At 67.3% G+C, this 11,661-nt stretch carries 11 protein-coding genes and 1 pseudogene; 6 read left to right on the forward strand and 6 right to left on the reverse strand.

Going from position 1 to position 11,661, the window contains the following annotated elements:
* Positions 1-62: 62 nt before the first annotated feature.
* Positions 63-464 carry a YchJ family protein gene (locus tag SD72_RS14165; RefSeq protein WP_420038431.1) on the reverse strand — a complete coding sequence of 134 codons (402 nt, stop codon included), beginning with the start codon at positions 462-464 and terminating at the stop codon, positions 63-65.
* 102 nt (positions 465-566) lie between these two features.
* Between SD72_RS14165 and SD72_RS14170 the strand changes: the two genes are divergently transcribed.
* From SD72_RS14170 to SD72_RS14180, 3 genes are read left to right on the forward strand one after another with little or no spacing between them, the layout of a single operon-like run.
* Positions 567-956, forward strand: a complete 390-nt coding sequence (locus SD72_RS14170; protein ID WP_042545116.1) for a GntR family transcriptional regulator — start codon at positions 567-569, stop codon at positions 954-956.
* Positions 956-1,678, forward strand: coding sequence for an ABC transporter ATP-binding protein (locus tag SD72_RS14175; protein ID WP_042545117.1), 723 nt, complete (start codon positions 956-958; stop codon positions 1,676-1,678). Before SD72_RS14170 ends, SD72_RS14175 begins: the two co-directional genes overlap by 1 nt.
* Complete coding sequence (locus SD72_RS14180; RefSeq protein ID WP_042545118.1) at positions 1,675-2,499, forward strand: hypothetical protein; 825 nt, start codon at positions 1,675-1,677, stop codon at positions 2,497-2,499. The genes SD72_RS14175 and SD72_RS14180 overlap by 4 nt, the downstream gene beginning before the upstream one ends.
* A gap of 95 nt (positions 2,500-2,594) precedes the next feature.
* Here SD72_RS14180 and SD72_RS14185 read toward each other — a convergent pair whose 3' ends face one another.
* Positions 2,595-3,866, reverse strand: coding sequence for a diaminopimelate decarboxylase (locus SD72_RS14185; protein ID WP_042545119.1), 1,272 nt, complete (start codon positions 3,864-3,866; stop codon positions 2,595-2,597).
* A gap of 288 nt (positions 3,867-4,154) precedes the next feature.
* On the opposite strand from SD72_RS14185, the gene SD72_RS14190 reads away from it, so the two are divergent.
* Positions 4,155-4,796 (forward strand): response regulator, encoded by a 642-nt coding sequence (locus tag SD72_RS14190; protein WP_042545120.1) that lies wholly within the window; start codon positions 4,155-4,157, stop codon positions 4,794-4,796.
* Positions 4,797-4,871: 75 nt separating this feature from the next.
* Here the strand turns inward: SD72_RS14190 and SD72_RS14195 are convergent, their stop codons facing one another.
* A complete protein-coding gene (locus SD72_RS14195; protein ID WP_042545121.1) occupies positions 4,872-6,197 on the reverse strand; it encodes a class I SAM-dependent RNA methyltransferase in 1,326 nt (441 codons plus the stop codon).
* Between the two features lie 52 nt (positions 6,198-6,249).
* Positions 6,250-7,053, reverse strand: a complete 804-nt coding sequence (locus tag SD72_RS14200) for a hypothetical protein (RefSeq protein ID WP_042545122.1) — start codon at positions 7,051-7,053, stop codon at positions 6,250-6,252.
* A gap of 65 nt (positions 7,054-7,118) precedes the next feature.
* On the opposite strand from SD72_RS14200, the gene SD72_RS14205 reads away from it, so the two are divergent.
* Complete coding sequence (locus SD72_RS14205; RefSeq protein WP_042545123.1) at positions 7,119-7,799, forward strand: Maf family protein; 681 nt, start codon at positions 7,119-7,121, stop codon at positions 7,797-7,799.
* A 31-nt stretch (positions 7,800-7,830) separates the two neighbouring features.
* Here SD72_RS14205 and SD72_RS14210 read toward each other — a convergent pair whose 3' ends face one another.
* Together SD72_RS14210 and SD72_RS14215 are read right to left on the reverse strand one after the other, a co-directional pair.
* Positions 7,831-9,000, reverse strand: coding sequence for a trans-sulfuration enzyme family protein (locus SD72_RS14210; RefSeq protein ID WP_042545124.1), 1,170 nt, complete (start codon positions 8,998-9,000; stop codon positions 7,831-7,833).
* Between the two features lie 86 nt (positions 9,001-9,086).
* A complete protein-coding gene (locus SD72_RS14215) occupies positions 9,087-10,778 on the reverse strand; it encodes a PucR family transcriptional regulator (RefSeq protein ID WP_232299796.1) in 1,692 nt (563 codons plus the stop codon).
* A 142-nt stretch (positions 10,779-10,920) separates the two neighbouring features.
* Between SD72_RS14215 and SD72_RS14220 the strand changes: the two are divergent.
* Positions 10,921-11,661 (forward strand): annotated as a pseudogene (locus SD72_RS14220) (aldehyde dehydrogenase family protein); the annotation flags it as partial.

Here is an 11,661-nt window from a genome sequence, read left to right on the forward strand (position 1 = left end):
TAGGTGGAGCCGGTTGCGCCTGGCTAGGGGGCGTGCGTGCTTCTTGAGGTTTTCTTGACCGGTTAGGCGGGCTCGATGCCGTCGACGTAGAACCAGTTACCGCCATCGCGCACGAAGTTGCTGCGCTCGCGCTGCTCGAAGCGCCCCGCTGGCGTGCGGCCGATCGCGGTGAACGTTACGGTGCCGACAGTGTCGAAGGGTCCGCCCTGGTCGGAGGCGTCGATAATGAGCCTGAGCCAGCGCGTGTCCTCGTCGAGCTCGAGCTCAGCCGGTCGTGTGCTTGCATGCCAGCTGCTGAGGAGATAGTCGCTCTGGCCGAGCGCGAAGGCACTGTACCTGGATCGCATGAGCTGGGCGGCAGTCGGGGCAGGCTTGCCCTCATGGATTGGCCCGCAGCACGCGGCGTAGGGCGTTCCGAGGCCGCAGGGGCACGGCATGGTCTCATCGGGTGTTGTGCTGCTCACGGATCCACCGTACCGGGGAGTGGGTTGCAATCTGTATCACTGTCGTAATACAGTGATACACGAGGGGGTGAGGATCCGCACTCCCAGAGGAAGGAACACACCATGCAGCTCGACGACTCCCGGCCCATTTGGGCGCAGCTCGTCGACGAGTTCCGGCGCCGCATCGCCTCGGGGGAGTGGCCGACGGGCCTCAAAGTCTCCTCGGTGCGAGAGCTCGCCCTCGAGCTCGGCGTGAATCCGAACACCGTGCAGAAGGCCCTCGGCGAGGTTGACAGGCTCGGCCTCACGATCCCCGAGCGCACGGCGGGAAGATTTGTCACGACCGACGAGACGGCGATCGAATCGGCGCGCCTGGCGCTCGCCGCAGCGACGGCGGACTCCCTCGTCGCGACCGCACGCGGCCTCGGAATGGGCCTGCGGGAAACCACCGAACTACTTGAACGACGCTGGGCGGCGCACACGGCGCCCGGCGAGGACCGAAAGGACACCTGATGACCGAGCAGCAACCGCTGGCACCACCGCCCGCGATCGAGGTGCGCGGACTCTCCAAGGCCTACCGGGGCCGCCCGGCGCTCGCGAACCTCAACCTCAGTCTGCAGCCCGGGCAGATCGTCGGCCTCATGGGCGACAACGGCTCAGGCAAGACCACGCTGTTGAAGATCCTCGCCGGGGTGCTCGCCGAGTGGGAGGGCTCCGTCACGATCGCGGGCCACGCCCCTGGCGCAGAGTCCAAGGGGCTCGTATCGTTCCTGCCCGACGCCTCTTTCCTGCCCGATTACCACAAGCCGGAAGACTCGATCGCGCAGTACGCGAGGTTCTTCGCCGACTTCGATGCGGCCAAGGCCCGAGAGATGGTCGACTTCTTCGGCCTCCCGTGGGATCGCAGCCTCAAGGAGATGTCGAAGGGCATGCGCGAGAAGCTCCAGGTGTCGCTCGCGATGAGCCGGCGCGCTCACGTGTACCTCCTCGACGAGCCGATCTCGGGTGTCGACCCGGCATCGCGCGACGTGATCCTCCGCGGGATCATCTCCAACTTCGCCGACGACGCACTCATGTTCGTCTCCACCCACCTCATCCAAGACGTCGAGTCGATCGTCGACTCGGTCGTCTTCCTCCGTGGCGGCCAGGTGCTGCTGCAGGGCGACGCAGACGAGCTGCGCGCAGAACACGGCGTCAGCCTCGACGCACTCTTCCGAAAGGTGTACGCAGCATGATCGGCACATTGTTCGCGCAGGAGTTCCGCACCACAAAGCGAACCCTGTTGCCTGCGGTCGGCATTATGCTGCTCGCAATCATCGTGTTCTTGGCCATCGCGGCTCTCCGGGTCCCGTTCATTGGTGGCCTCTCCTTCGGACTTGGCATCGGTGTGACGCTCGTGTTCACCCCCGTCGTGCTCGCGGTGCTCGTCGCAAACTACTGGCGCACGATGTACGGTGCCGAGGGCTACTTCACCATGACGCTGCCGGTGCGGGGGAGCGCGATCTACGCGGGCAAGGTGCTGCACGGGCTCGTCGTGAGTCTCGCAGCGCTGCTCATCACGCTCGGTGGCCTCGCACTAGCTGCGATCGCGTTCGCCCTCATGAAGGGCCAGGGCGCCTTCGACTTCCTGCGTGAGGCGCTGACGACGATTGATCCGTGGATGGCATGGTTCCTCGGCGTTGCGCTCGCACTGCAGCTCGTGTTCGCGGTGATCGCGGGTGCGACGGCCATGTCGGTGGGTGCTGAGGCGCGCTTCAACCACCTCGGTTTCGGCGCCCCGGTGATCGGCACCATCGTCCTGTACTTCGTGATGCAGATCGTGAACCTTGCTGCGCTGCTGTTCATCCCGCTCGGGATCCGCATGACCGGCCCCGACGCCGGCAGCCTGGTCGCCGAGGGGATGCTCACGGACTTTATGGCCGCGATCGCCGACCCGGCCGCGAACGCGACACCGAGCGTGCTCGGACTCGGCGTGTTCATCGTGCCGCTCATCGCGGCCGTGCTGCTCTGGTGGTGGGGCGCCCGCTCGGTGGATCGCCGCACCTCGCTGCGCTAACTCGCGGCAAAGATAGCGACGTGGCCGCCGCGGGGGAGCGCCCCTGCGGCGGCCACGTCGCTCACCTTCGCCCGCAACGGCGCGCGTGAAGGCCGCTACACCGTCACGAGGTCCGCGGCGCGAATCGTCGTGAACTCGGCTGTCCCATCCCCGAACTCGACGCCGTACACCGGCGGCACCGGCAGCGAGTTGTAATGGAACGGGTTGCTTGCGTAGTACGCGCCGGTGTCGAGGAGGGCGACAATGTCGCCCTGTTCGAGCAGCGGCAGTTCGCGGCCGCGGGCGACGAGATCGCCGGCGAAGCAGCACGGCCCCGCAACATCGTGCACTGCGGTCTGCGCCGTGGTCTTCATGGCACCGCTTGGATTGAAACCCTCGACCCTGAGCGGCCACGCCTCGGGCATAAACACCGTCCGCGTTGCGACCTGCGCCCCGGCGTGCGTGATGGCGACCCGACGGCCGCCGACCTCCTTGGTGTACTCGACGAACGCGGCGATGAAGCCGTGCTTGGCGAGGATGCTGCGCCCGAACTCCGTGACGATCTCGTAGTCGCCGGAAAAGATCCGAGGGGCACCCTCCTCGAGCGCCGCGACGTAGTCGTCGAACGCGGAGATTGGGTTGTCGGTCTCGAAGTCGACCGGCAGCCCGCCCCCGATGTCGAGGGTGCGGATCTGCGCATACCCCGCCCGCGCGTTCACCTCATCGGCGAAGCGCACGAGTTCGTTGACCCCCTCCGCGATGAGCGGGAGCGGGCAGCCCTGGGACCCGACGTGCGTATGCGCGCGCCTGAGCCAGGGTGACGCGAGATACGCCTCGATGAGCTGCTCACGCACGCCGGGATCGCGCAGCGGCACGCCAAACTTCGAGTGCGCGCTCGCGGTGCTCATCGCCGCGATCGCGCCGGCGCCGACCTGCGGGTTGATGCGGATCCCGATCTCCGATTCGGAGCCGGTTTCCCCGAGGATCGCGCGCACCCTGGCGAGCTCCTGGAAGTTATCGACGTTGAGAGCGGTGCCGAGGCCGAGTGCGCGGCGGAGCTCGCCCCACGACTTCGCCGGGGAGTCGAAGACGAGCCTTTCTGGGGCGATACCCGCGGCGAGGGCAGCGCTCAGCTCCCCGTCGCTCGCGACCTCTGCGCCCATGCCGAGCTCGCCAAGTCTCGCCAGCACAGGCACGAGCGGGTTCGCCTTCACCGCGAAGGCGTGGAGCACGGGAATGTCTGTTGGGAAGGCGCGCAGCAGGTGATCAACGTTGAGCCCGACCCGCTCCCAGTCGAGGAAGGCGACGAGCGGTGCGTGCTCTTCGTGGAGCAGGCCCTGCTCGAGTGCGAGGTTCAGGATGTGTGACCGGCGTGCGGTATCGCTCATGGTGTGCTCTGCTGCGCTCTCAGTTTCGTGGGCGAACGGGGCAGTTCCATAGCAAGCTCATGCCCCGAACCCAGGCTACGATCTGCCTCCCCACGGCGAATCAACCCAGGAGGATGAGTTTTCTCTGCGGTTCCCCTGCGTAGATGCGAGGCGGAACCCCAAGCAAGTTATATGGTGAGGGTGCTCAGGGGCGCACCACGCTAAGCACCCCCTCCTCGGTAGCAGCGGGGAGACAGCGTCGTCGCGCTCGGGGCGCTACTCCCACTCACCGCCGAGGAAAGAACCGATATGACCACCGCTCCTGCGCAGCGCAGCGCTGCGCTCGACACGCTGAAGATCGTGCTCGTTGAGGATCATCCGATTGTGCGCCTCGGTCTCGCGACCGTGCTCGGCGCCCACGATGACCTGGGCGTCGTGGCTGAGGCGGCCGACCCGGAGACCGCGATGGAAGCCGTTGCGAAGACCTCCCCCGACCTCGTGATCCTGCCGCTGCGTCTCGGCGGGGTACGCGGCGGGCTTGAGCTCTGTCGCGAGCTGAAATCGCTCGAACGCGGCCCGCGCGTGATGATGTACACCTCGTATACGGGGCACACCGACGCAATGCTCGCGTTTCTTTCAGGCGCTGACAGCTTCCTCACGAAAGACCACCCCGAGGGGCGCCTAGTTGAGACGGTGCGCGCGACTGGCCGAGGTAACCGCGTGTGGAACGACACTGCGGACACTGGCGCGAGCGCACGGAACATCGAAGAGCGGGTGCGCGGCGCGGCGCTCACCGGGCGCGAGCAGGAAGTGCTCGGCTTCATGCTCCAACGGTTCACCAATGCCGATATTGCGCGCGAGCTCTTTGTGGGGGTCCCAACGGTGAAGACTCACGTTTCCAATGTGCTGCAGAAGCTCGGAATCGAAAGCCGCAAAGCGCTCTTCGAGTAACACGTCTGGCACGGCCGACGCTACACACGCCGAGGCGCCGCTGGGAACCCCCAGCGGCGCCTCGGAACACGTGCGTTACTCGCCTCGGCTGAAGACCGCGAGTGACTCGAAGTGGTGGGTGTGCGGGAAGATGTCGAACGCACGCAACTCGAGCAGGTCGTAGCCCGAATCCAGCAGCGACTTCGTATCGCGGGCGAGGGCGACAGGATCGCACGCTACGTACACGATGTTCGCTGGCGCGAGTTCTGCGAGCTGTGCGGTCACATCTCCGCCGGCACCCGAGCGGGGCGGATCGAGCACAACGGTGCCGCGGCGGAGGCGATCGCGCACCGGCGCAGCTGCGTCGAGGAGCTCGGCAAGGTGCCGATCCACCCGTGCGGTGATTGCGCGGGCGCCAACGATCTCGGAGAGGTTCTCTGCAGCGTTGTCGGTCGCGAGCGGATCCGACTCGACCGAGGTGATCTTCAGGCCAGGGCCAGCAGCCTCAGCAACCGCGGCTGCGAGGAGACCGGCGCCGCCGTACAGGTCGAGGTTCGCGGCGGCCGGGTCGAACTCGCCCGCCTCGATGAGATCGGCGATCGCGTCGTGCACGGCACCGAACAGCATCGCTGGTGCCTCGCGGTGCACCTGCCAGAAGCCGCCGGCGCGCACCATGAAGCCGCGATCCTCAACGAGTTCGCCAACGAGGTCCTTTTCGCCGCGACGCTCCTTCGCACCAACCTCGGTGAAGAGCATGCGGGGGTCGTCGTTGGACGGATCGACGAGGTCGATTGTCGCGAGGCCGCGCATCGCCTCGAACAGAGGCGCGATCTGGTTCACGCCCTCAGTCGCAAGTGGCAGAGACGAGACGGGCACAACGCTGCGGCTGCGCGCGGCGTACGGGCCAGCGGCTCCGGTCTCTGGATCGACGTGCAGGCGCACGCGGGTGCGGTAGCCGAGGCCGTTCGCCTCGTCGTCGCCCGGGGCGGCCTCGACGAGCTCGGCGAGCGTTTCGGAGAAGTCTTCGCCCTCCTCGCCAGCGAGCTCGATGTCGCCAAAGCGTGCCATCGAGTCGACGAGCACCTCGGCCTTGAGCACGCGCTGCCTGGCGAGATCGATGTGACCGAATTCGGCTCCACCGGCGCGTTCCGCCGGATCGCGGTCAACCGAAGCCTCATCCCACACATGATCGCGGCGATCCGCGGACGCTTCGAGCACGCGGGTGACCGCTGCGCGGGCGAACGACTTCTTCTTCTGGTCGGTGACGCGTGCAAGCACGCGCTCGCCAGGGATGGCGTCGGCGACGAACACCACGCGCCCTTCGTGGCGTGCAACACTCACCCCGCCGTGGGCCATACCGGTGATTTCGAGCTCGATCTCGGCACCGATTTCGAGGGGCGTGCTTTCGTGCTGTTCAGACATAGCCACTATTCTCCCACGGACGCGCTGTGCGCCCGTGAGAGATGAGCTGTGGTTATCCGTGCAGGGCGGACATGTCGGCGATCTCGTCGGCTCCCGGAGCCGTAACCGTGACCGGTGTGCCCCACGCCGAGTAATCCTGCGTCGCGGCTCCGAGCCCGGCGATGTCTGGCGTGACGATGCGGCGAGGGAGGTCATCCGGTCCGACAAACATGTCGTAGGTGATCGTGTCGCCGAGTGCCTCGACGAGGGCATCAGCGTCAACGCCCTCCTGCGGCTGCGCCTCGAACATCTTCTTCGTGTCGATCGTGAGCGTGAGCTGGGTCGTTTTCACGCCGTCGATTTCCGGCCCCTTCGGGTCGACCTGGAAGTCAGTGAGCGCCTCACGGAAGCCGTCGAGCTGCGCGCCCGGGTTGACCTGGTTGAGGATTGCCCCGACATCTCCGCCGCCGCCGGGCATCGCGGACATGTCCATGAACTTGCCGCCGGTCACCTGGCCCATGTTCATGAACATTTTGCCGTCGACAACGCGAATGTCGCTATCCATGCCACCGGTGTTCATGGTCATCTGCATCTGGACCTTCTGCGGGTCATCGCTGATGACCATGTCTGCCTCAATGTCGCCCTCGATGGCGTCGCCCAAGTTCATCTTCACGTGGACCGAGCCGGCCTTCAGTTGCGCAGCCGACATGCGCTCAACGAAGTTGTCCTTCGTGAGCGCCCCACTGCTCGACTCAGATTCTTGGCTCGCGCCGCTCCCGCCCTCGGAAGGGTTCGCTGAAGAGCTACAGCCCGTCAGCGCGAGGCCTGCGGCGAGCAAAATGGAGGTGGTCACTGTTGCTTTGCGCGAGATCTTCATACCTCCACGGTACCCGGTGCCCAGGCGCTGCGCGATTCCGAGGTGTATTGCATAGGCTGTTCAGCATGCGCCTGATCCTTGCCTCAACCTCGCCCGCCCGCCTTTCGGTGCTCAGGGGAGCCGGAATTGAACCGGCGTGCTTCGCCCCGCAGGTGGATGAGGATGCAGAGGTGGAAGCGCGTGAGGCCGAGCTCGGCCGCCCGCTCACGGCGCCCGAACTCACCGAGTACCTCGGGCGCTTGAAAGCTGAAGACGTCGTTGCGCGCTACCGCGGTGAGATCGCCGAGCTCGGCGGCGGGCTCGTGCTCGGCGGCGACTCGATGTTTCTGCTCGAGGGCGAGGTACTCGGCAAGCCACACGAGCCGGCGGTTGCGCTCGAGCGCTCCAAGCAGCACCGCGGCCAGACCGGTGTGCTGCACTCCGGGCACTGGCTGATTGACTGCACCGGCACGCCGGGCGGCGCCGAGGCACTCCCGGCCGCCGGCGCGGTCGACACCGCCACTGTCACGCTCGCGGCAGATGTGACTGACGCGGAGCTCGAATCCTATGTCGCGACGGGGGAGCCCCTCGAGCTCGCGGGCGGCTTCGCGATCGACGGGCTAGCCGGCGCGTTCATTGAGCGGATCGAGGGCGCCCCGAGCTGTGTGATCGGGCTCTCGCTGCCAGCACTGCGGCGGCTGGTTCGCGAACTCGGGCACGACTACGCGGCGCTCTGGAACGCCGGGGCACCCCTCGCAGCGAACTAGCGCAGACCGCCTTAGCCGGCACTGCTGAGCGTTACGAGAGCGCCTGTGCAAGGTCGGCGATGAGGTCGAGGGGATCCTCCAGCCCGATGGACATGCGCACGATCCCAGCATCGGGCTTCGCCTCTGCCGTGACGGGGCGGTGAGTGAGCGCGGCGGGGCTCTCGATGAGCGAGTCCACGCCGCCGAGCGACACCGCGTGGGTGAAAATCTGCACACGCGACGTGAGCTCAGCGGCCGCGGCGGCACCGCCGGCCAGCCGAATCGCGAGCATCGCTCCTGTTCCGGTGAGCTGTGTGCCGAGCGCGCCCGAGGCGTCGGGGCGCAGCCCGGGATAGAACACCTCAGCGACACCGGGGTGCTCGACGAGCCACTCTGCCACTGTGCGCGCGCCCTGCTGTTGTGCACGCACCCGGAGCGGGAGCGTGGCAAGTCCGCGGTGCAGCAGATAAGCCGCAAGCGGGTGCAGCACGGCGCCCGTGATCGCGCGGATCGGCCTGAGCTTTGCGGCGTGCTCCTCCGAGCAGGCAATGACGCCGCCGATGACGTCGCCGTGGCCGCCGAGGTACTTCGTCGCGCTGTGCATCGACATCGCTGCCCCGTGATCGAGTGGATTCTGCAGTACCGGGGTCGCGAACGTGTTGTCGACGATTACCGGTACGTCGCCCGCCTGTGCCACGACGGAGGCGATACTCACGAGCTCGAGCGTCGGGTTTGCCGGCGTCTCGAGCAGCACGAGACCGGTGTCATCGCGGACCGCGCCGGCCACCTCGTCGGGCGCGCAGAACGTGACCTTGGTTCCGAGCAGCCCGGTCGCGAGCAGGTGGTCGGTGCCGCCATACAGTGGCCGAACCGCGACGACGTGCCGGCTGCCGTCTGAGCCCGCGAAGGCGAGTAGCGCCGCTGACAGAGCTGCCATACCGCTCGCGAAGGCGACGGCCGTTGCCGCGTGCTCGAGCTGCGCGAGGCCCGACTCGAACCGTGCGACCGTCGGGTTCCACAGGCGACCGTAGACGGCGCTGCCGCCGTCGGGCACGGTGCCACCCGTTGCCAAGGCCTCGTAGGAGTCGCCGCCACGCAGCACGTCTGGCAGCGGATTCGTTGTCGAGAGATCGATCGGAAGGGCGTGGACGCCGAGGGGCGTAAGGTCCGCTCTGCCGGCGTGCACGGCGAGGGTGTCGAGCATCATTGGTGTGTCGTCCATGCGCCCATCCTCCCGAGAAAGGGTGAGCGGGCTGAGAGGCGACCACAGTAGGGTGATGGGTTGGGCGCTGCCCGCGCGCCGCCTCGTTACAGTTCGCCGCGTGCGAGCAGCGCGACGGTGAGCGCTGCGATGGTTTCGCCGTCTGCGAGATCGACGCCAGCGAGCTCCTCGATCAGCGCGAGTCGCTGGTAGAAGACCGACCGCGACAGCCGCGCCTGCTGCGCGGCGAGCGAGCGATTCGTCGGATGGCTGAGATACGCCGCCAACACCAGCGTCAGGTCGCCCGAGTGGCCGGCGCCGCTGCCTCGGTCGTGTTCGAGGAGAGGCTCGAGCAGCGTTTCGGCGAACTCCTGTAGCTCGGGAATGCCAGCGAGCCCACGCACGAGATAGGCGAGGGGTCGCTTTGCGGCGAGCTGCACCGTCACCCGCGAGTCGCCGCCACTGCGGGGGCCAGCGGAGCTGTGTTCGGTGCCGGTGGTGGTGGCCGCCGCGACCCGCTCGAGCGAGGAGATCAGCGCGCGTGGGCGCGTCGCCGTGACCCCAATGCTCAGGTGTGCCCGCCACGACCGCGGTGTCTGTTCTGGGAGCATCATGCCGAGCTCGCGGGAGAGCCTCGCCGCGAGTGGATGCTGCTGGTGGGCGTGGAACGCGCCAAGGCGCGGGTCGGACTCGGGGAACGACATAAGGGCGAGGAGGGTGCGGGGGCCCGCGAGCGCGCCCGTCGCGGGTGTGAGGAGCACGTTTGCCTCCGGCGCGACCGCGCGGCGCACTGCCGTCTGCAAGATGGCCGTCTCGAGTGAGGCGTGAGCGCCAAAGTCGCCCGTTCCGGTGATTGTCGCGCCGACGAGTACGCGGCCAGCCAGCGGCAGCCCCGCGGCGGCGAGCTGACTCGCGAGCTCGCGTTCGCCCGTGTAGCGCCCGGAGAGCACCGCATCAAAGAGACGCCGCGAGCCGAGGTCGAGCCAGGTGTCGCCGTCGCTGTCTGCAAGTCGGGCGAGCGCGAGCGCAAAAGCTCCGAGTTCGAGCACCGTCGCTCGACCCGCGGCGTGGGCCGGGCCAGGGAGCGCGGTGAGCGAGCCCCACCGGGTGCCCTGCGCCTCGACCGGCACGCGGGTGGTGCCGTCTGGCAGCTGGGGCTCCGCACCGCGCACAAGATGCTCAGGCGCGGCCCAGTGCTGCAGCACCGTCGCATCATCGCCAGACCAGGCGACCACGCGGTGACCCGCGTCTTCGAGCACGACCGGAGCGCCGAGGGTGGCAGCGATGCGGTCAACGACGTAGTCGACCGGGCTGCGGTTCAGGCCGAGCTCCGTGAGCATCGCGTGCACCTCGGCGCGAGCCTCGAGCGCCTCGTTTTGCGCCGCGAGCACCCGCTGGTGCACCCGCTGAGTGATCTGCACGAACCGCACGACCCGGTGCAGCACGATGAGCGGGATGCCGCGAGCCACGCACGCCTCGATGAGCTGCGCGGGGGCCCCATCGAAGTGGGTGCCGAGTTCGAAGACGATGCCGGCGGGGTCTGCATCAACCAGCGTGTGCACCAGGGCGTCGAGGGCAGCGGCCTCGCCGTCGGCCGTCGGCCAGCCGGCTCCGGTCGTGAGTACGAGCTCGCCGCCGTCGAGAAGTGCCGGAGCCTCGCGCCCGGCTACGACGTGAGCCCACCGAACTCGCCGGTCGAGGCCTGTCTCGCCGGTGACGAGCTCGGGCGCCCCAGCCGCGAGTTCCGCGATTCCAAGGACATCGCTGATGCTCGGAAAAGGCTCGTTCGCTTCGCTCACATACAAAGTGTACGGAAAGGGCGGCAGATCGCGATACTTTGCCGGGTGCCGAGACGAATTGCCGCTGAAATACTGGGAACAACGCGGCCTATCTGGCCCAAACACATTGCGTGAACATGAACTGTTGAGAGGAACAACAATAATGGCACACATCCCACACGTCATCGGTGGCGAAAAGGTCGAGGCCGCCGAGCGGACCCAGCCCATCTTTAACCCGGCTACCGGAGAACAGCAGCACGAGCTCGGCATCGCGTCGGTCGCGACCGTCGAGCAGGCAGTGGCCGCGGCGAAGGCCGCGCTGCCGATGTGGCGCAAGACGAGCCTCACTAAGCGTGCCGACGTGTTCTTCAACCTCCGCCAGCTCCTCAAGCAGCGCACCCCCGAGCTCGCAGCGATCGTCACGAGCGAGCACGGCAAGGTCCTCTCCGACGCGGCAGGCGAGATCGCCCGCGGCCTCGAGAATGTCGAGTTCGCCTCAGGCCTGCTCCACCTTCTCAAGGGTGAGCGCGATGAGCAGGTCTCGACCGGGGTTGACGTGCACTCCGTGAAGCAGCCCGTCGGGGTTGTTGCGGCGATCACCCCGTTCAACTTCCCCGTCATGGTGCCGCTGTGGATGATTGCCTCGGCAATTGCGTGCGGGAACACCGTTGTCCTTAAGCCGTCCGAGCGTGATCCTTCCGCGTCGGTGTTCATCGCTGACCTGTTCCGCGAGGCCGGCCTGCCTGACGGTGTCCTCAACGTCGTTCACGGTGACAAGGTTGCCGTGGATACGCTGCTTGACAGCCCGGATGTGAAGGCGATCAGCTTTGTCGGGTCGACCCCGATCGCGAAGTACATCTACGAGCGCGCGCCGGTAACGGCAAGCGTGTGCAGGCGCTTGGCG

Origin of the sequence: Leucobacter komagatae, assembly GCF_000834055.1 — a bacterium.
GTDB lineage: Bacteria > Actinomycetota > Actinomycetes > Actinomycetales > Microbacteriaceae > Leucobacter > Leucobacter komagatae_A.